Annotated in this window: 15 protein-coding genes; 6 read left to right on the forward strand and 9 right to left on the reverse strand. The window is 56.6% G+C overall.

Features of this window, described 5'->3' with window-relative positions; all coding sequences use genetic code 11:
- Window positions 1-7 precede the first annotated feature (7 nt).
- Both H8274_RS04895 and H8274_RS09575 read right to left on the reverse strand, forming a co-directional pair.
- Window positions 8-700: a ZinT/AdcA family metal-binding protein gene (locus H8274_RS04895; protein WP_185933988.1), complete on the reverse strand. Its 693-nt coding sequence runs from the start codon at window positions 698-700 to the stop codon at window positions 8-10.
- A gap of 357 nt (window positions 701-1,057) precedes the next feature.
- Entirely contained in the window at window positions 1,058-1,504 is a 447-nt protein-coding gene (locus H8274_RS09575) for an alpha/beta hydrolase domain-containing protein (RefSeq protein WP_221884809.1), read from the reverse strand.
- A gap of 48 nt (window positions 1,505-1,552) precedes the next feature.
- On the opposite strand from H8274_RS09575, the gene H8274_RS04905 reads away from it, so the two are divergent.
- Window positions 1,553-1,774, forward strand: coding sequence for a hypothetical protein (locus tag H8274_RS04905; protein ID WP_141670170.1), 222 nt, complete (start codon window positions 1,553-1,555; stop codon window positions 1,772-1,774).
- Window positions 1,775-2,056: 282 nt separating this feature from the next.
- Here H8274_RS04905 and H8274_RS04910 read toward each other — a convergent pair whose 3' ends face one another.
- The 3 genes from H8274_RS04910 to H8274_RS04920 form a co-directional block, all read right to left on the reverse strand.
- A complete protein-coding gene (locus H8274_RS04910) occupies window positions 2,057-2,413 on the reverse strand; it encodes an aldose epimerase family protein (RefSeq protein WP_053093608.1) in 357 nt (118 codons plus the stop codon).
- 30 nt (window positions 2,414-2,443) lie between these two features.
- On the reverse strand, window positions 2,444-2,764 hold the full coding sequence (locus H8274_RS04915; protein ID WP_049619542.1) for a hypothetical protein: 321 nt from the start codon (window positions 2,762-2,764) through the stop codon (window positions 2,444-2,446).
- Window positions 2,765-3,312: 548 nt separating this feature from the next.
- The gene (locus H8274_RS04920; protein ID WP_185933990.1) at window positions 3,313-6,177 is read right to left on the reverse strand and encodes a class I SAM-dependent DNA methyltransferase; all 2,865 of its coding nucleotides are present in this window, start codon (window positions 6,175-6,177) and stop codon (window positions 3,313-3,315) included.
- Window positions 6,178-6,693: 516 nt separating this feature from the next.
- On the opposite strand from H8274_RS04920, the gene H8274_RS04925 reads away from it, so the two are divergent.
- A complete protein-coding gene (locus H8274_RS04925) occupies window positions 6,694-9,576 on the forward strand; it encodes a choice-of-anchor M domain-containing protein (RefSeq protein WP_185933991.1) in 2,883 nt (960 codons plus the stop codon).
- Window positions 9,577-9,798: 222 nt separating this feature from the next.
- Here H8274_RS04925 and H8274_RS04930 read toward each other — a convergent pair whose 3' ends face one another.
- The 3 genes from H8274_RS04930 to H8274_RS04940 all read right to left on the reverse strand — a co-directional run bounded on the left by H8274_RS04930 (window position 9,799) and on the right by H8274_RS04940 (window position 13,303).
- Window positions 9,799-10,608: a DUF981 family protein gene (locus H8274_RS04930; protein WP_185933992.1), complete on the reverse strand. Its 810-nt coding sequence runs from the start codon at window positions 10,606-10,608 to the stop codon at window positions 9,799-9,801.
- Window positions 10,609-10,961: 353 nt separating this feature from the next.
- On the reverse strand, window positions 10,962-11,705 hold the full coding sequence (locus H8274_RS04935; RefSeq protein ID WP_065415347.1) for a class I SAM-dependent methyltransferase: 744 nt from the start codon (window positions 11,703-11,705) through the stop codon (window positions 10,962-10,964).
- Between the two features lie 281 nt (window positions 11,706-11,986).
- Window positions 11,987-13,303: an MFS transporter gene (locus H8274_RS04940; protein ID WP_185933993.1), complete on the reverse strand. Its 1,317-nt coding sequence runs from the start codon at window positions 13,301-13,303 to the stop codon at window positions 11,987-11,989.
- Between the two features lie 484 nt (window positions 13,304-13,787).
- Here H8274_RS04940 and lepA point away from each other — a divergent pair, with 484 nt between their 5' ends.
- From lepA to hemW, 3 genes are read left to right on the forward strand one after another with little or no spacing between them, the layout of a single operon-like run.
- On the forward strand, window positions 13,788-15,641 hold the full coding sequence (gene lepA / locus H8274_RS04945) for a translation elongation factor 4 (RefSeq protein ID WP_074663791.1): 1,854 nt from the start codon (window positions 13,788-13,790) through the stop codon (window positions 15,639-15,641).
- Between the two features lie 13 nt (window positions 15,642-15,654).
- The gene (trmB, locus tag H8274_RS04950; protein WP_083078689.1) at window positions 15,655-16,707 is read left to right on the forward strand and encodes a tRNA (guanine(46)-N(7))-methyltransferase TrmB; all 1,053 of its coding nucleotides are present in this window, start codon (window positions 15,655-15,657) and stop codon (window positions 16,705-16,707) included.
- Between the two features lie 8 nt (window positions 16,708-16,715).
- The gene (gene hemW / locus H8274_RS04955; protein WP_244924530.1) at window positions 16,716-18,053 is read left to right on the forward strand and encodes a radical SAM family heme chaperone HemW; all 1,338 of its coding nucleotides are present in this window, start codon (window positions 16,716-16,718) and stop codon (window positions 18,051-18,053) included.
- A gap of 212 nt (window positions 18,054-18,265) precedes the next feature.
- Here the strand turns inward: hemW and H8274_RS04960 are convergent, their stop codons facing one another.
- Complete coding sequence (locus H8274_RS04960) at window positions 18,266-19,078, reverse strand: DUF3097 family protein (RefSeq protein WP_065415436.1); 813 nt, start codon at window positions 19,076-19,078, stop codon at window positions 18,266-18,268.
- A gap of 448 nt (window positions 19,079-19,526) precedes the next feature.
- Here H8274_RS04960 and hrcA point away from each other — a divergent pair, with 448 nt between their 5' ends.
- Window positions 19,527-20,543: a heat-inducible transcriptional repressor HrcA gene (hrcA, locus tag H8274_RS04965; RefSeq protein ID WP_065415345.1), complete on the forward strand. Its 1,017-nt coding sequence runs from the start codon at window positions 19,527-19,529 to the stop codon at window positions 20,541-20,543.
- Window positions 20,544-20,599: the final 56 nt, after the last annotated feature.

A 20,599-nucleotide genomic window follows, 5' to 3' on the forward strand; every position in this document is an offset into this window, starting at 1 on the left:
GGCGATTTTAGTGATGGTGTTCGAAGATTTCTTCCTTGACCATTTCGATGTCGGCGGTGCCCTTCTTGATCATGACAGGGAACCAATCGTCCTTCTTGAGGACTTCATCGATGGAATCGCCGTAGCGCATGTGGAAGTGGACGAGCTTCTCTTCGCCGTGCTGCGGCATGAGAGCAACGTACTTGTGCGGAGCACCTTCAGCACCCTTGAAGAAGTGCCAGGCGAAGGAGTGTTCCGAGGAGCTTACGTCGTAAGCGGTTTCGTGCGTGTACTCGTAGCCCTGTTCGGTCGGGTTATCAGCCTTGTCGAGATCGGCAATGAAGGTGATCGTCTTGTCGTCGATCTTGATTGCGTCGAATGCAGTGCCGTTGCGTTCGTCAAGTTCAGCCTTGACCTGCTCAACGGTTTCGCCTTCTTCCTTGGCGTGTTCTTCCATTTCGGCCTGGATCTCGGGGTTATCGAAGTAACCCGAGGTGGATTCCCAGGTGCCTTCCCAGTCGGCGAGGGTGGCCTTCTTGTCAGTTTCGATAGCGCCTTCCTGCGGAGCAGCCGACGTGGTCGGATCGGCAGGGGCTTCAGCCGTGGTGGTCGGAGCTGCGGCCGACGTGGTGGCATCGCTGCCGCCATTATCGTTCGAGCAGCCAACCAGCGCGAGAGCCAGGGCCGCACCAACGGCAGCGAAACGAATGTGCTTACTCATAGAGTTCTCCGTTTCTAATGTATGTTTGTTAGTCGATTTCATACAGAATGAAATTTTCGGTAAACGATGTGGCCCATACTATTAGGGAAGCCTTACCTGCGGCAAGGCTCTTGCCGTAAATAAGGCTTATCAGCCGCCCTGAGTTCGCGACACTGCGTCTGTTTGCGGCTTTTCCGGGATGAAGGTCCTGTGGTGGCGGTCTTCTTGGTGCGTGACTGAGCGAATTCTCAGTTTTTCAGTAAGTGGTGTGGCTGGTGTGACTGGTGTGGTGATTGTGGCGGGCGGCGCGGGGTGGTTATGCCACGCTTTCAGGTGGCACTATCCCCGCCCCTGGTGACGCCACGCACTGCGGTTTTTCTATGCCACGCTTTGCGGCGAGGACTGCGGCGCTGGTGCTCCGTTAACCGCACGTTTCCACAACTCGGCTTCGACATTGCGGAGCAAGCGGCGCCCGGTTTTTTCTAGATATCCTGCTTTTTCGAGTGCGTCGTCGTGCACGTCGCATGCCTCGTAGTAGGCCTCCACGCTCGGATACCGTTCCAGGATGGAGTCCTTGCTGTGGAGGCGCATTGTGCCACGCAGTGGGTTATCGTTCTGGCTGGGTGAGAAATCCGCAATCGGTTCGGCTACCAGGTCCAACGTTACCCCGCCGGTAATCTGGCCGCGCTCATCGCGGAGGAATTCGCCGTCGGCCGCCTCAAATTTTCTTATGGGCGCTTCCGCAAATGGCCGGGAGCACTGAAAGAATAGCGAGGGTGTGAGCTTACGCGACGTGGAAGAAACGGAACTGCGCGAGTCCGGAATCTAGGGGCCAAGCCCATTATTAGGCGGTGCGAACGTATGAACCACTGGATGAATGAAACGCGGCTAGAGGTCGAAACCTTTATTCTCAAAGGCACGACGGTCACGTTCCCCGAATATTTTGCGAGCCAACACGATGAACTCTTAGTATCCACCACCGCTGACCTCGCCGAGGCCGCGCGCGAGTTCTTCAGCTGGCAAGCGGAGTACGTTGGGGGATTCGACAGCACGTACCTGGAAAGAATTCAGGCGCTGACGCAGGTTCTCAAGTAACCGGGGATATTGACATACGCACGCCCGCGCCCTACTTCACAACACTACTCGCCACGAACGTCGATGGGGGCGACGTGCTCGCGGTAAGGTTTCAATGCGCGACGACGAGCTGGCTTCTGAACGCAGGAGAAGCGGGCCGAAGCTACACAGCTTCCTCTGATTATGACTTGGCGATAAGCCATAATCTATGTGGTGGTGGATTATGACTTCAAGACGGGCAAAGAAACCACACATGCTGCCGCACCAGGCGACGGCATTTTGAGGCGAGAGTCCAGCTCGGGGTTACTTGGCTGCTTCGACGGTGACGCTCATCTCCAGGGCGTTGGTTTCACCGGGGGAGAGCTCGTTGGTTGCGGTGGTAACTTCGAGGCCGAGTTGGAGTCCGTCGCTTCGCAACCTTGCGGTGTAGCCGGCGTCGTGTTCGGTGATGTCCCATGCTTGGCGACGAGCCCAGCCATGCTGCAGCTCGCCTAAGAAGGTAGCGAACCACGGTGCGATGACGGGGATGCCGCCGCGGATGGCTTCGCCCTCGCCAAAAGTGCTGGCTGAGGACAGGTAGAAGAGGTCTCCGAATTCGGTGGTGCAGGATGTGACGTGAGCTCCGACGGGATCGTATGCGAGGTTATTTATCGTTGTCATGTTTCCATCGTAACGCTGCGATCGGATGAATTAATCGTATTTTTTGGGGAAAATTGGGCATTTGTGGCAGGGCGGTCTTGACGCGCGTTCGGCTTCAACAACATCTGCATACACGCGGTTACGTCCGTTGAGCCGGCAGATGAGTTGGCCGGCCGCGCTGCGTAGTTCAATCGTGGGTTTCGCTTTAGAACCTTCGGGGACCGGCAGGTAATTGAAGGTTACGCCCTTGAAATACCAGTGTTTACGTGGGCGAAGTTCTGCGTAGTCGTCCTCGTTATTTTCGAAATATTCGATGTACGACGCCGTTTCCGGCACGCCGTTACGCGTCGCTTCGACATAGTTTTCGATCACTTGGTTACTTTTTGGCCTGAAAACGGTGACATGGCGGATACCCGGATAACCGGGGAGATTGCCTTCTATTCGTGCCTGTACTTTTATTTCAATTCCGGCCCGGCGCGCGGATCTGATGGTGTTACGGGGAAGAACGTGAATAAATCCTATGGGGAAGCCCCTGTGTAGCAGACACATTCCGTGACTACTCCGAGTATCCCATACAGTTCCGGTAGCGGTACTTGTCATTTTTGCGTCGCCCGCATACACGGTCAGTTCATTCATGTCGCCCGTAGGAACGTGCTGGTACGAGGAACTGTCATACACGTAAACCTGGTCCTCATAAACTTCTTTATCCGCAGGCAACGTAATTCGGGTGGTGACGGGCTCTGAGGTAAGCGGATAGAGCGTGTGGTCACGATACGATCGCGAGCTAGCGCCACGCTGTGACGTTTCAGGGCGCAGAAAAGATTCTTCGCGGCGAAACAGGCTAAATAGCCAACTAAAAATACGATTAGGTGGGATGCTCTTTATTCTCCTGTGTGGGTTGGTGTGGCGTGGGTGCCGGGTTATTTTGTGGTGGCTTGGGCGTAGAGCTTGAAGAGGTGGGCGACGATGGCGGTTTCGCGCGCGGAGTCTTCCATGTCTGAATAGTCGACGCCGTAGGCGGCTTCTACGGCGCGGTCAAGTTGCTCGTGGGCTCGCGTGAGTTCCGGGTAGAGCCAGCTGTTATCTGGGTCGTACAGATCGGCGAGTGTAGCCCCCGGATATTCTTCGCGGGCATCCAATACTGCCTGCGCAGCACTTTCGATTTCTTCTCGCTGCGCGTCCGTGGGGTCCGGGAACACGAAATTGTTGTAGACGGTGGTGTTCCCGTAGGAATAACGAAGTTCGAGCCGACCGGCCACTGCTCGCATAAAGGCATTATGGAATTGAGACATCAACACTCCGAAGATAAATAGGGAATCGGTGTTGATAAAAAAGAGTTTGTCTCCGGGGATCATGCCGTTAGCGACGAAACCCATGGGAATGAACCGTCGCCGTTCAGAGGATACCTTCGGAATCGCGATATATGGCTCAGTACCGGTATAACGAATCTCGTCGAAAAGCCAGGGAGTATCAGCCTTTTTCTGAGTAGCCTTTTTCCGCGACGCGAGTCGCATTTCCCGCACATCTTCTACTCGTTGCCGCAAGATTGGAGAATTCGCAATAACGGATTGGGGAGTATCAACAAGCCAGAAGCAGTAACGGTCTTTTCCATTAATAAACTCTTGTCCCATCGAAAATGGACGGATCCATTCTTCAAGCTCCGGTTCTTTGTGTAAAACCTTGGAGTGATCTTCTGGTGAAAGAAGAAGATGGCCAGCGTCCGTTGGCTGATTTCCGCGGACCATCGGAGGAACATCACTTAGTGGTCTACTGCGGCGTTGGATAAAAACATCGGGAGCATCGGTGAGATAAGCATTGATATGGTCCACCGCGCTCGGCATTCCGATCTCGCGTGCTGAACCCGCTGCGCGTTCTTCCGGCGTCGCGCGGCGATAATCCCAGAGGTATTTTTCTTTTCGTTCCTTATGAGAGAAGCCGATGATAACGCAGGTGACTTGCGCTTGATCGGTCGCTTCATTTGCCCATGAAAAGGACCGGTGCGCGAAGTTGATGGAAATACCCATCTCGAAAAGCGGCTGCCACAGCGGTGTAACCTGTTGGCCCTGGCAAATCGAGTTGGTGGATACCAACGCGGCTTCACAGGCCGTGCCCTGCATGTATTCCGCGGCTTTCCGGTGCCAGCAGGCTACATAGTCCAGGATGCCTCCGCCTTTTCCGAAGATCGCGAGGCGTTCTTCTTTCTGATCTGTGTTCAGCCGTGAGTACCCCAAGAACGGCGGGTTGCCGATGATGTAGCTGCATTTTTCGGGTGGGAGAATCTCAGCCCAGTCTGTACGTAAGGCATTTCCTTGCACGATATGTGCGGCGTCGGACAACGGTAAATCTTCAATCAGCTGGGTGACGATGGTTTGCGCTTCGATATTGGCCTGCAGTTCGGCAATCCACATGGCCGTGGAGGCAACTGAGACCGCGAAGTCGTTGATTTCTATGCCGTAGAACTGGTCGAGCGAGACTTTCAGCGGCGTGATATCGCCGAAAGCGAGTTCGGTTTGATCGGTGAGTTCGGAGAGCACTTTGTTTTCGAGGCGGCGCAGCGAGATATAGGTTTCCGTGAGGAAATTTCCGGAGCCGCACGCCGGATCAAAGAAAGTAAGACCTGCAATTTTATCGTGGAAAGCGCGCAGCCGGTTTTTGCGTTTCACATCTTGACCGGCGAATTCGGTGAGGATGTTTTGGAGTTCGGCGGTGAGATCGTCGAGGAAAAGTGGGTCGATCACTTTGTGGATATTTTCCGGGCTGGTGTAGTGCATGCCGCCGCTGGCACGCGTTTCCGGGTTCAGGGTGGATTCGAAAACGCCGCCGAAAATTGTGGGTGAGATTTCCGCCCAGTTCGTATCTCGCGAGACCCGGTTGACCAGGAGATCGTAGAGTTCCTCGGTGAATAGTGGAATTTCGATTGGGCCGGAGGTACGAGAATTAAACAGCCCTCCGTTGACGTAGGGGAAGGCTTTGAGATCGTCACTTAAATATGGATCGCGGTCATCTTCCGGAGTGTCAAGCACCTGGAAAAGCTCGAGGAGGCGAGTGCGGACCTGATCGGGCCGCGTATTGGCGAGGAAGTAGTGGAAGGAATCTTTAGAGAAAACACCGGCGTCTTCCGCAAACAAACAAAACACGAGCCGCACGCACAATACGTTGAGGGAATGCTGGCTGCGTTCACTATCCGGATCGATGTACTGCTCGCGTAAGCCGCGATACAGCTCGCCGATAAGCGCGCCGGCATCCATCGAGACTTTCTCTTCCCGGTGGCGCCGCGTATTAGCGGGGTTGATGAGGAAATCGAGAAGATGGTACTGCTCCGGCAGCTCCTCAAGCCGGAACGAAAGATAGTTTTCTTCCGGTTTGACCTCGTCCAGGTTGTGGATGCGGAATTCAGCGAAATTGCAGACGATGATGTAATCGGGCCGCTGCGAATTGGGGAGCGAATTCGCGTAGTTCATAGCCTGTTCAAAAGGCGTAACCATCTGGCCTTGGCGCATTTCTGCATGATCAAGATTGACGCCGATGGATTTCTGTTCGATGAGCGTTTTCGCATCCGGAATGATGGCATCGATATAGCCGCGCCGGGAGGTGCCTTCCTCGTAGCGCACGCCCGTGACGGTTTGAACTTCCGGCATGCCCATGACCGAACGCAGCAAATTACCCCAGAACTGTTGGGTATCGCCCTTCTCATAGCCGCGCCCGCGCCACGTTTCCGCGAAAGCCTGCGCGTTGTGGCGCCGCTGAGTTTCGGTAAGCGTTGAACCTGTAACCTGTGCCGTCATAGCCCCCATGTTAGCTGCAGGGTCCGACACAAAATTGTGGCGCAGGGTAACGCCTTCGCGAAATCTAACACTTATTCGGGGATTGGCCGAAGTATAACGGTACATAAAAGAGGAATACGCAGCGTAGCCCAATTGCCATAGGAGAAGGGGACAAAATGGTGGGGCGCTCCCGACAGCAGAAAGCATTCTCGGCACGCTCAGCTTTATGCAGCAAAAGCTAGCTTTCGAAGGCTGGCTCACCGGGTTTCAATCGTCCCGCTCTGTCGTATCTGGATGCGCTACGTCGTCGGAAATAAAAGTGCATTAGTACCTACTTGCACACAACCCTTTGCAACGATAACGAGAATCGTTATCATTACTGTAAGGGGGGGGGCGTATCTGTTCGGCGTCGGCACTGAAATAAACCCTTAGATTCTACTGTCACGTTAGGGCAACGCTCGACTTTCCCGAACTCCAAAGCCTTTCCGCAAAGCGGTGGGCTGAATTGAAAATAAATTACAAAATAGAAAGAGACGAATGCGTTCTACATTCACGCGTCGGACGCGGGGCGCGGTGGCGGCCGTGGCGGCTCTCGCGATTTCTGGGATTGGGGCGATATCGCCGGCAGCGGCGAGCCAATCTGGCACGCAGACCGCCAGCACAGGTGTTACTTCACCAAATGTTTGCGCGGAACCGCTCGATAATACGGTGGTCTTGGAAAAGGGCCACACCGATATCTTCTACCCGCTCAAAAAAGATGACGGCATCACTTTGCGGCTGAAGGAAGATGAATCTAAGCCGGGTTACACCGTGGTGCGGAACCCGAATTATCTAATTCTCGGGATTGCGGATAGTGCTCATACGGAACAGACGGCCAGCATGGAAGCAATTAAATCTGCTGGTTATATGCTGCCGGAAACCCAGGTGCAAAACCTGCCGTGGCCGGGCTGGGATTCCATGAAGCTTGGTGGCGACTATCCGAATATGAACAAGGTCCGTTATGTGATCGATGAGATCGAAGGACCAGGCAAGGCTTTCGTATTTAAGTCGCAACTTTTCAAAGGATTGGTTCCGCGCCTGAACACTGGGGAAACTGAGATTACCGCAGGTTCTTATATCGAACAGCCACAAGGCGAACAGAACCCCGAAAATACCTACAGCGGCGCGCACGAACACACCTACTGGCTGTTCGAAAAGCCCGGAAATTACACGATGACTGTACACGCCGAAATGGTTACGGCCACGGGTGACGGCACGGATCCGGACGAAGGCGCCACATACCACTCGGAGCAGGTGCAATACCGGTGGGCGGTTGGCGATGAGGCGATTACCGCGGCCAAGGCCCAAGCGGAAACCGAATCCCTTGCTCGGTGTGGAGGTGCTGATGGCGCTCTGGATGAGAGCGTCGTCGCGCAGGAAAACGCGGGATTGCGAAACGCATACCGGGTGCGTGCTGATGGCACTGTGGTGGGGGATCCCGGCCCGAACGTAGTTACTGAACCAGTTGTTGACGCCGATGCGGGTGATTCCGATGCTGGTGCTGATGCGGGCGATGCCGGTGCGGCTGATGCTGATGCGGGTACAGCCGATGCTGACGCGGGAGCCGGCGATGCTGGCGCGGGATCTGGCGACGCTGACGCCGATGCGGGTGCGGCCGATGCCGATGCCGGTGCGGGTGACGCTGATGCAGGTGCGGCCGATGCTGACGCGGGAGCTGAGGACACGCATGGTGATCACGGCCATGAGCACGGCGATCATGACCATGCACATGGTGACCACGGTCACGAACACGGCGATCATGGTCACGACCATGACCACGGCGATCACGACCATGGACATCACCATCACCACCATCACCATGTAGGCGGCGAAGCATACAATCCGCAGGTTTGCGCGAGCGATGATTTGCTGAATACGGTGGTGTTGAAGTCTGGTCACGCTGATGCTTTCTACCCGCTCAAGGCGAGTGAAGGTGAGGGTGTTGAGCTTAGGCTTAAGGAAGATGTCACTGGTGAAGGTACGGTCCGGGATCCGAATTATGTGATTTTGGGTGTGCTTGACGAGGCTAAGCAGGAAGAAACAGCAAGTAACCAATATTTGGGAACTGCTGGTTACTACCTGCCGGCGCACTCGGATAACTTGCTTATGCCTGGTTGGGATTCGACTGGTTTGCCTCAGGATTTGAAGGTGAAGACGGTTCGTTACGTCTTCGATTCGGTTGAGGGTCCGGGTAAGGCGTTCCTATTCAGTGGGAACCTGGAAGGTGTTAAGACCATCCTTACTGAAGAGGGTGGCCAGCATGCGACTAGCCAGGTCAAGCCGGGTGCTTACTTTGAGCAGGATTCCTTGGCTCATGCGCATGGTGCGTGGTTGTTTGAGAAGCCTGGCGATTATGTGATTAAGGCTCATGTTGAGGTGACGCCGGAAGAAGGTGCGGTTGTTTCTTCTGAGCAGGTTACTTACCGCTGGGCGGTTGGAGCCGAGGCTATTGCTGCGGCTGAAGAAACCGCGAAGGCCGAATCCGTAGAGCGTTGCCAGACCAGCTCCGAAGAGACCGGTGCTGAAGGTACCGAGATCGGTGCCGAGGCTGGTGCTGAAGATGCCGGCCAGGCTGGTGCTGAAGATGCCGGCCAGGCTGGTGCTGAAGATGCCGGCCAGGCTGGTGCTGAAGATGCCGACAAGCCTGCCATTGAGGAGCCTGTCGTTGAAAAGCCGGCTGGTGTGTGGGCGGTTGAAAATGATGCCCGCGGTATTTTCTACGTTAACGCGTGGGGTCAGGGTAAGGCTGATCGCACGGTTAACTATGGTAACCCGAACGATGAAATCATCTTCGGTGACTGGGATGGTGACGGTATCGATACGCCGTTGGTGCGCCGGGGCAACCTATTCCTGGGCACGAATGGGTTTAGCGGTGTAGCCGAGTTCGAGTTTGCCTACGGTAACGCTGATGATGAAGTCCTGGTAGGGGACTGGAACGGCGATGGTAAGGACACCATTGCCGTAGTTCGCGGTAACCAAGTGTTCGTGCGTAACTCGCTGACCAGCGGTGTTGCTGACGCGGTCTATGCCTACGGCAACCCGACCGATACCCTTATTGCTGGGGATTGGAACGGTGACGGTAAGGATACCTTGGCTGCTGTGCGTGGAAACGTTTTCTACATGCAAAGCAAGCTAGAGGATACCAAGGCTGCGTTCGAGTTTGCTTATGGTAATGCTGGTGACCGGGTGATTGTTGGTGACTGGAACGGTACGGGCAAGGACGGGGTTGGCGTGGTACGCGGCAACCAGTTCTTCCTGAAGAACGAATTGGTTTCTGGCGTGGCTGACAGCGTCTTTGCCTACGGTAATGCGAAGGATGTTTCGGTGGTTGGCGATTGGGACGGGGACGGGATTGACACCCCGGCCGTAGACCGCCGCTAACACCACAGCTAGCGCCGTTGCTAACATAAAGCCGGTTTCGGCGCCTTAGATCTAGGTCAAACTGGCCCAGATAAATAAAACTAGCGGGATGTATGAAGCTTAGTTAGTTTCATACATCCCGCTTCGGCGTCGTTACATCGGCGTCGTAACTTATGTGCTTGAAAACGATGAACGGCAGGGCCGCTGGCGGAGCACATCAAGCCACGTGCGGCGGCGTGCCGCTTACTGGGTATTTACGATGAAACCGATATGGGTGTAGAAGTTTAGGGCGCCGAAAAGCCCGAAGATTACTCCGCCCACGATCCAAACCCAGAAAATGACCCTCCACAACCCCTGGCCTTGCACCTCGGCGTTCCCCTTGTTGCCGTTGGTGCGATAGGCAGCGAAGGGGAAGAGGAAAGCGCCTAAGCCAACCAGGAAGAACATAGAGGAAAGGAAAATTGCCTCAAACCACGGGTAGGGAGCAAAGTATCCGGAAATAGGTTCCTGTGGTGGTGCGGCATAGAGCTGGTACACCAACCCGGCCAGAGTAATCGAGAATAAGGCAAGGCCCAGGCCGCCGATAAAGATCGAGAGTGGCCGCAAAGTCCCAGCCATTACTACGAGCGGATTGTCTGCCTCGCGCACGGCCTGCCCGCGCTTCCACAAGTAGAAAGCAGCAACTACCAAAAGCGTACCGAAAGCTAAGCAGGTTTCGCCGAAAATAATATTGTCAAATGCGAAACCACCGGAAGCGAGCGGCCACGTTACCGTCATGTGTAGCCCAGTAAAGAACTGGATAATCCCCACCACGGCGAAACCGATCGCATAGGCATCAGTATTTAGCGGGGCACTTTCCGTGTGCAGCGGCATGCCTTCCGTTTTACCTTGCGCGGCCCGCCCAAAAACACGGATCAACAACGCGATCATAACCAAGGCAACACCGGCCGCAAGGGCCATAATCGTATTGTAGGTAGGCATTTCCGCCCAGTTCACCAGACCAGGGCTCTCCACGCCCCGCATAAAATCTGTAAAGGAATCTTGCTGTTCCATTGTTCCCCTTGTTTCCCTTCCTGCTCATAAACCCTCTCGCAGGTAACCAGGAGAGTTAGCCACGCCCAGCAGGCAAGAGCCAGACGCGTGCAAAACTACGCCTGAAACCCCGGGATCAGTAGTGCCCAAACCGTAGTGGGGCACACCCAAACACCGGGCTGGTTGAGAGTTTAAGGACTGTCAGGTCAGGATACTGGAGAAAGGCTAGGAATGCTCTCAGAAAAGCTTTGAAAAGCGCACCTCTCCGCGTCAGGCGGCAGGAAGTGCGGTGTTGTGCGTCGAAAGTATCTCCGCTCTACCTGCGGAGATATTGCCTACCGCCGGCGGGGATGCGGAGGTGCTTGACAATGCAACTATGCCAAGGGCGTAACTGCAGTGAGGAGGAAGTTGGGTTTTGATTCGTGCCCGGGGGCGAGTCCGAAGCGGCGATCGAGTTCTTGTACTTCGGGCAGCCAGTGGATCTCCACTTGTTCCAAGCCGGCTGCGCGCATCGTTCGGGCGTATTCTTCTGGGCTGGAAGCTTGCGCGAGCGGAAGCTCAGCCAATACAGAATCGCTGTAGGTTTGCACGAAGGAATCGGGGGAGCCGTCGCACTCCACTTCCAGATCTGCTGGTACTCCTGCGCTGTACCAGTTTGCGTCCGCGGCGATAATCATGCCGCCCGGTCGCAAGACCTGCGCCCATTGTTCTATAGCGGTCTGTGCTTCCCGTAAAGTCCACAGCAAATACCTGCTGGTGACGGCGTCGAACTGTCCCAGTTCGGCGGGAATTTCGGTAACGTCTGCCAGTTGGAAAGTGGCGTAGGGTAGGCCGGCGGATTTCCGGGCGCTAGCTTCCGCATTGGCTTGGGCAAGCATGCCCGGTGCGGCGTCCAGCCCGATCACGGTGTGCCCCAAATCAGCAAGAATATGGGCCACGTAACCGGGCCCGGTGCCGACGTCGAGAACCCGTAAAGACTTTCCGGGCATATGGCGCGCAAAAATACTCGTCCACAGTTCGCGATCAGCGGCAGCGCGCTCAGAAGCGGCTTGATGATCGTGGTAAGCGCGGGCGCGTTGTGACCAGTATTTGTCCAAAACCTTTTGCGTGGCGGGCATAGCTACCGAGGTACCTTTCTCATTTCCGGCCCCTTACATAGGAGGAGGGCGAGTTTTGGCCTCTTTCCAAGAGTGAGGGAATGTTTTCGTCCATAGACTTCTTTCCGTCCATAGACTTCCCGCTGAGCCTAGCCGGCACGCATCAATCAGTCAATTGGATGGTTGAAGGTCGCGTGGTTTCGGATGCCGCGCCGCCGCGCAAAAGTTTCGTTTCACCCGCGAATCTTCGGCCGGAAGCAGAGTGGCGGCAGTTCGCGCCGCCGCGCCAGTGTTCTGTTGCTTTAGGCCACCTCCCAGGTGGAAGGGGTGCCAATGGAAAGCACGTGGCGGTTCAAGAGCAGGAGGAAAGCGAATCCATTCAAAACGACGCCGATGCTGAAGGCGAGCTGCGGATTGCCTCCGTACACAAGATTGCCGGTAATGAGTGGCATGAATGCGGTGAGGCCGTATTCCAGGATGGAGGCCGCTGAAGAAGTGCGGCCCTGCAACTCGGTGGGGATGATGGAAAAGGTGTAACCGCCGAGCATGGTTCCAATGAAAGGCGTGAACAGCCCATAAATCCCCAGGAAGAAGAGCAATTGGCTGTAATCATGGAAGAACACTGCCAGCGTGGAAATGCCAGTCATTCCTAGCACGGCCAGAGCAATAGTTTTTCCGCCAGGCAGGCGCGGGGAGAGGCGCGAGGCAAGCATGGCCCCCAACATCATCATGACGGCATACAGAACCGAAAGTAGGGAAATCTGCAGGGGCGTATACTCGAGCGAAATCAGATGGAAATTCACGGCGCAAATGACGGCGGCCATCCCTGAACCAATGAAGGTATTGGCAATCACCAGGCGCCGCAGCCGCGGTTCGCCAAACAAATACCGGAAACCGAAAACGGTATCGGCTAAGGCGGCGCGTATCGGATGGCGGCTGGTTTCCCCGCCCTCGGTGGAGGAATTACCGGTACCGCCGGCACCGGCAGCAGTATCGGTGGCCGTAGCGCCTTCCGGGTTTTCTTTTTCCTCGTCTGCCGGGCGCGGGCGTAGATCAGCGCGGATCATGTGTGCGCAGAAGGTCATAAATGCCAGGCACGCGGAAGCAAAGAAGAAGGGTACAGATTTTCCGAGGTTGTACAGGAGTCCTCCAATGGGCTCCCCGGAAACCTGTACGACGGCGTCGCGCGCCTGGCTCATCCCGCGGGCTTGTACGTATTCTTTGGGATCGCGCATAATCGAGCGCAGTGCCACGTTATCGGCCAGGCCGAAAAGTCCGTCCGAGATACTCACGAGGAGGACGATCGCCGCGATGCCCCAGAGTGGCACGATGTCGAGCATAATGAGCACGGCCAAGATGCCCCACAAAACTGCTCCGATGGTTCCGCGCAGGTACATGGCATGCCGCCGATCCATGCGGTCGATGAGCACGCCGCCCAATAAAATTACCGAAAGCCTGGCAATCAGACCGAGAGTCTGGATATTTCCCGCCACTGCTGTGGAACCCGTGACCCCCACGATGATGAAGGGTAGTGCGAGGTTCTGGCTGGAGCGGCCGAGCATGTCCGTCGTCGTTGCCCCTAACCACCAACCGTAATCGCGCTTATGCGTGAGTGCCATATATATCTCCCAGTAACATATTCTTTGGAGTGGCGCGCGGAGGGTCACCGCAACGACACTAACTGTTCCGGCATTGGCCGAGCGAGCGGTAAAAAAGGTAGTCGATACTAAAAAATTTTACCGGAACTGAAAGATTGGAACACCCCCCCCCAAAAAAAACAATTACGCGTGAGATCCGTCACGTCGCGCCGCGGTCTAGGGTTTATTTAGGTTTTACCAGGGGTTTTCAAATAGGTGTTCAAGCGTCGTGCGCGAAATTTGCTTGGTGAGTCCTTGCTTTTTTGCCGCCTAAGGCGTTTCATTCTCTTATCCGAACAGCGGTTAAAACTGGGCAGAGTTGATAAAAGGTTGGATGGTTGCCCCTACGGGTAAGAGTGGAAGGGGATTTCGGCCATGCAGTGGTGGATGTGACACGAATGAGGGGAAGCTGATTTACCGGCCGGTACCGACTACAATGTCTCCGTACTTTATATAAAGGAGAACTGTGCCCACATCTTCGAGTAAAGAGGTCGCGGCGATCCAGCCCGGCCAGACGCCACCGGAGCTGATCCGCAATTTCTGCATTATTGCCCATATTGACCATGGCAAATCAACATTGGCGGACCGGATGCTACAACTAACAGGTGTTGTAGAGCAGCGGGAGATGCGCGAGCAATACCTGGACCGGATGGATATTGAACGCGAACGCGGGATTACCATTAAAAGCCAGGCGGTTCGCATGGCGTGGACGGTAGAAGGGCAGGCTTATGCCCTAAACATGATTGATACGCCCGGCCACGTGGACTTCTCGTATGAAGTCAATAGATCTTTGGCGGCCTGCGAAGGCGCGCTTCTTCTGGTAGACGCAACCCAGGGGATCGAAGCCCAAACTTTGGCGAATCTGTATATGGCACTGGAAAACGATCTAACAATCATCCCGGTGCTCAATAAAATCGATTTACCTTCCGCCGACCCGGCAAAATACGCCGCCGAGATCTCGAACCTACTCGGCGTTGACGAAAGTGAATGCATCGCGGTCTCCGGGAAAACTGGGGAAGGGGTCGAAGCCCTTTTGGACCGGATTGTGGCCGAAATTCCGGCACCGCAAGGAAATGCCGATGCACCCGGGCGGGCCCTTATTTTCGATTCGATATATGACACCTACCGCGGGGTTATTACCTATATTCGAGTGGTCGATGGGGAATTTGACCCCAGCGAAAAGGTGCGCACCATGGCCACTAACGATGTGCATGAAGTAAGCGAACTCGGCGTCATCTCACCAGAACCGAAGGCCACGAAGGGCCTGGGGGTAGGCGAAGTTGGTTATCTTATTACCGGGGTGAAGGAGGTGGGGCAAACCCGCGTGGGGGATACGATCACCAGCGCTACCAACCCGGCGCCCGAACCTTTGGAAGGCTATGAGGACGCCAAATCCATGGTCTATTCGGGCCTGTACCCGGTAGATGGTTCTGATTTCCCAGCTTTGCGGGACGCTCTCGATAAGCTGCGGCTCAATGATGCCTCGATTACTTACGTGCCCGAAACTTCGGTGGCTCTCGGCTTCGGTTTCCGGTGCGGGTTCTTAGGGTTGCTGCACCTGGAGATTATTCGGGAGCGGCTGGAACGCGAATTCGACCTCGATATTATTGCCACCGCGCCCTCTGTGGTGTACCGCGTGATTGCCGAAGATGGTTCGACGATCGAGGTCACCAATCCTTCCGAATTCCCGGAAGGGAAGGTCAAGGCGATTTACGAACCGGTAGTGGATGCCACGATGCTCACGCCTTCCGATTATGTGGGAACCGTGATGGAACTGTGCCAGGATCGGCGCGGCACCATGAAAGGCATGGACTATCTTTCCCCGGAACGCGTGGAATTGCAGTACACGCTCCCGCTAGCGGAAGTAGTTATGGATTTCTTTGACCAGCTCAAGTCCCGTACCAAGGGCTACGCTTCGCTGGACTACAACCTGGCCGGTGAACAAGAAGCCGATTTGGTGAAGGTAGACGTGCTCCTCAACTACGAGAAGGTGGATGCTTTCTCCGCCATCGTGCACCGGGATAAGGCCTATGCCTACGGCAACCAGATGACGAAGAAACTCAAAGAGCTCATTCCCCGCCAGCAATTCGAAGTGCCCGTGCAAGCCGCCATCGGTTCGCGCGTGATCGCCCGCGAAACTATTAAGGCCCTGCGTAAGGACGTGCTCTCCAAGTGCTACGGCGGCGATGTTTCGCGTAAGCGTAAGCTCCTCGAAAAACAGAAGGAAGGCAAGAAGCGCATGAAGTCCATCGGCAGGGTGGAAGTACCCAATGATGCCTTCATCGCCGCCCTCACCTCCGATGCTCCCACAAGCAAATAAGTAAGGCTGGCACGTGGCAGATACAAACCGCAATAACTCCGTAGTTCCCGACGCCGTACCTACACCGCCGGAAGCGGAGGTTTCTGGTAGTGATGCGCAGGCGGAAGCTATTTCGGAAGCCGCACCCGCGCGGGAACACTGGCGGATACGCTCCTTTTCTTTGCGGGGCTCCCGGCTAGGCAAACGCCAAGCCGGGGTTTTTGCCGCCCACCCAGAACTAATTTTGCCGATGGATCCAGGGCCTGTGCTCACCACGGTAGATCCGGCGCGCGCCCCTAATATTGCGGAGCACTTTGGCCGCGAGGCACCTTTAGTGGTGGAAATCGGTCCCGGTTCGGGGGAGCAGGGGATTGCCTACGCGGTGCGAAATCCGCAGGTTAACGTACTTATGGTGGAAGCTTGGGATCCGGGTGCGGAAAGGTGCATAGCCGCTGCCGTGCGTGCCGGAGTGAAAAACGTGCGTATTTTGCGGGCCGACGCCGCCCAAGCACTCCCCGTGCTTTTTGGGCTGAAAAGTGCGGGCGAAAATGATCCGGCGCGGGCTTTGGCTTGCGGTGCCGAAATTGATCCGGCACATCCAGGAGCACGCAACGGGCGGGCCGCGGAGATCTGGACTTTCTTCCCCGATCCGTGGCGCAAGAAAAAGCACCACAAGCGCCGGCTCGTAGCCCCGGTATTCGCAGCTACCGCGGCGGGCATCTTGGAAGACGGCGGAGTGTGGCGCCTGGCCACCGATTGGGATAACTATGCCTGGCAAATGCGGGACGTAGTAGAAGCCAGTCCCTATTTCACCAACCCGCACGCCGGGCAAAATCCTGATCCGCAAGATCCGCAGCCTTCCCGCGGCGGGTTCGCGCCCCGGTGGGAAGGCCGCGTGCTCACCCGTTTCGAACAGCGCGGCAAAGAAGCCGGCCGTACCGTGCACGACCTCGCCGTACTGCGCCAGCCACGGGCCGGCAAAGCCGGCACTAAGGCAGCCGTAGCGCCGGCAGCCAGGCCCGCACCTGATAGTGAAACCCAAACAGCGAGTGCCGAATCTATGCCGGTGGCAGAGGCGGAAAGCTGAGCCTAACCGTGCCTGCCACAATCCCTGTTTCAGCTACCGGGCTGGGAGCTACAGCACAACCCGGCAAGCCCGGTTTACCCGGCGCGAGCGAAACCCCGGGTTTATCCGGCGCGCCCGAGTTTCCCGGACAGCGCGAGTTTTCCGGACAGCGCGAGCTACCCGGCAAGCTTGCTCACCCAGACGTGAGCGGCGGGTTTTCCGCCTATGTACATATTCCTTTCTGCCGGGCCCGCTGCGGGTATTGCGATTTCAATACCTATACGAAGCTGAACTTTGGGCACGGGGCAGCCCTCACCGATTTCCCGCAAACCTTAGCCACCGAGATCGAACTTTCAGCACGCATGCTTGATACCAGTGCAAACCAGGCCGCGCTACGCAGCATCTTCTTTGGCGGGGGCACACCTACCATGCTGGAAGCGGCGCAGCTGGGCGGCGTCGTCGAAAAACTGCGCGCCACTTTCGGCTTGGAACCGGGCGCAGAAATCACCACGGAAGCAAACCCGGAAACCGTGCACGCCGAAAAACTGGAAGCGCTTCGCAAAACTGGGATCAACCGGTTTTCCTTCGGGATGCAAAGTGCGGTACCGGAAGTATTAGCCACTTTGGATCGCAAACACACACCCGGGCAGGTGGAACGTGTGGCGCGGTGGGCGCGGGAACTCGGCGTGAGCTTTTCGGTGGATCTTATCTATGGCGCCCCGGGAGAAACCATGGCGCAGTGGGAAGAATCTGTGGACGCGGCAATCGCCCTGGAACCGCAACACATTTCCGCATACGGGTTGATTGTGGAACCGGGCACGAAAATGGGCCAGCAAATAAAACGCGGCCTACTTGCCGCGCCCGATCCAGATATGCAGGCCGATAAATATGAACTTGCAGATTCGAAACTGAGCGCCGCCGGTTACCAGTGGTATGAAATCTCTAACTGGGCCAAACCCGGTTATGCCTGCCGCCATAATCTCTACTATTGGGAAAATGCTTCCTGGTGGGGATACGGCCCCGGCGCGCACAGCCACATTAATGGCGAAAGATTTTGGAATGTGAAACACCCTCTCGCCTACGCACAACGGCTCGAAACAGGGGCATTGCCAGTGCAAGGCCGGGAAATTCTCGGCGCGCGCGAGCAGCTAGAAGAACATATTATGCTCGGGATTCGCACCCGGCACGGTATTGAAATCCCCGCGGGTAGCGATCCGAATACTATTGATGCTTTGCGCGCGGACGGTTTACTTTCCGCCGCGGCACTGGCGAGCGGCAAACTCGTTTTGACGCGCAGAGGCCGGCTTCTTGCCGATACCGTAACCCGGGTTCTATGGGACGAAATACCAGACGAAGCAGCGGACTGAAATAGCGGGCGGAAATAGCGGGCGGAAGAGCTGGGAGGCGAAGCATCAGGCCTGAAGCGCTGGCCTGCAAAGGCGGATTTGCTGCACCGAACCGCCGAACCCGGATTTGCGGTAAAAGCTTAGTTGGCAGGCGGCTTAGTTGGCGGCCGGGGTAAGTGGCAGCCGGGTTAGGTGGCGGCCGGGTTAGTTGGCACCGCGGGAAGCCGGCCGGGTTAGTTGGCGGCTGGGGCGGTCACGAAATCGATAAGTTCTTCCATGCGGCCCAAAAGAGATGGTTCGAGGTCTTTGTAGGAATGCACGCAGGAAAGAATGCGTGCCCAGCCGCGGCCAATATCTTCCTTAGTGGCATGCGGCCAGCCCAGCCGGCGTAAAGTTCCGGTTTTAATATCTTCCCCGCGGGGAACTTCGGGCCAGGCCGGGATACCAAGCGCGGCCGGTTTCACCGCTTGCCACACATCCACATAAGGGTGGCCCAAAATCAGCACGCCGGGCCGGGCAGCCTGGCAGGCCAGATGGGATTCTTTGGAACCGCGAACCAAATGGTCCACTAGTACTCCCGCGCGCCGGGTTTGCGAAGGCTGAAAATCATCGAGCACGGCCTGGAGGTTATCCACACCCAAGAGTTCTTCTACCACCACGCCCTCCAGAGCTAAATCTTCACCCCAGACTTTTTGCACCAGTTCGGCGTCGTGCTTGCCTTCCACCCAAATCCGGGAAGCGCGGGCCACCCGTGCCCGAGCCCGCACATGAAAAGAACCAGAAGCGGTAACTTGGCGCCGCGGCGAGGGCGCCGCTACCGGAGGCTGCAAATCCACCGGCTGCCCCTCAATCCACCAGCCGCGCCCGAGCGGGAAAAACCGCCGCGCCCCGTAACGGTCTTCCAACTCCATTTGCCAAATCCCGGCACGTTTGGCCACGCGCATGATTTCACCCACAAAACCGGAGGCAACGTCTTCCACCACCAACCCCGGCTCAGCAACCACCGGGCGCGAAGCAACCCGCCGGCTAGCCTCTAAAGCTTCCAAGTCCTGCGCCCCATAAGTAGCAAGACGGGCGCGGTCAGCGCTGCCGGCAGGTCGAGCGCCGCCCACCCCAGAACCCACCGCAGAACCCAGCCCAGAAACTGGGGAAGTGCCCTGCGAATCAGCGTCTGCGCTGGCGGCTGAAGAATTAGCAAGTACATCGCGGCCGTAGCGATCATTCCACCCGGTAGAGAAATTCACGATCACAGCGTATGGCTCTTTACTGCAAACCGCGTAGAATTAGCACTCGGGCGCGTCGAGTGCTGGAGGCCAAAGTGCTAGTGCCTAAAGTGCTGGAGGCCAAAGTGCTAGTGCCGAAAGTACTAGTGCCTAAAGTACTAGTGCCGAAAGTGCTGGAGCCGAAAGTACTGGAAGCTAGCGCAGTACGAGGTGAAGTCACCAGCACAGTACAAGGCAAACGGCTTAGAAACGTGCCCGGCGGAGGAGGACTATGGCAACAGCAGAACGACGCGAACGAGTGCTGGAGGCGATCATTCGCGATTACGTCACCACTAGTGAACCGGTGGGTTCAAAACGGCTGGTGGAAAGATATCGCCTAGGAGTCTCGCCGGCAACCGTGCGCAATGATATGGCGGTGCTGGAAGAGCAAGGGCTCATCGCCCAGCCGCATACCTCGGCGGGCCGTATCCCCACCGACGCCGGATACCGCCACTTTGTGGATTCGATTGATCGTTTGCGCCCGCTTTCCGCCGGGGAACGGCGCGCGATTGAAAAGCTTTTAGAGGGGGCAGTAGATCTAGACGATGTGCTATCGCGCGCCGCGCGTTTGCTTTCGCAGATCACCCAGCAAGTCGCGGTGGTGCAGTACCCCTCTTTGGAAAGAGTGACACTCCGGCACCTCGAACTTATCCCTACCGGCGAAACCTTGGCGGTATTGGTGTTGATCACCAGTGCGGGCCGGGTAGAGCAACGCGTATTGCGGCTGCGCCGCCCGGTGGGAGAAGAAACTGTGGAAACCCTTTCGCGCGAACTTAACGCGGCCGCAGTTGGCAACCAACTGGCGGAGGCAGCACAAAAAATCCGCCAGGAGGCCACGCAGCTACCTGCGCCGCAGTCAACTATCGCCACCATTGTGGCGGAGGTGATCGACGTCGCCGCTTCCGCGGAAACTGAGGACCGGCTCGCTTTGGCGGGCACGGCCAACCTTTCCCGGCACGCCGTCGATTTCACGCGGACTATCGCCCCGGTACTGGACGCTTTGGAAGAACAGGTTATCTTGCTCAAACTCCTGGCAGATATGGATACCGGGATAGCCGTTTCCATTGGCGCGGAAAACGAACACGAAGATCTGGCGGAAACCTCGGTAGTGGCCTCTACTTACGATGTGCGCGGGGATGCGGTAGCCCGGCTCGGGGTGATTGGGCCTACCCGCATGGACTATCCGGGAAATATGGTGGCCGTGCGCGCGGTCGCCAAGTATCTCTCCAGGATTCTCAGTGAGCAATAACCTCGGCGAGCTAGTAAGCTGATCTGGCCCACGTGGCACCGAAACTAAAACAACGA

Source organism: Actinobaculum suis (genome assembly GCF_900618115.1).
GTDB lineage: Bacteria > Actinomycetota > Actinomycetes > Actinomycetales > Actinomycetaceae > Actinobaculum > Actinobaculum suis.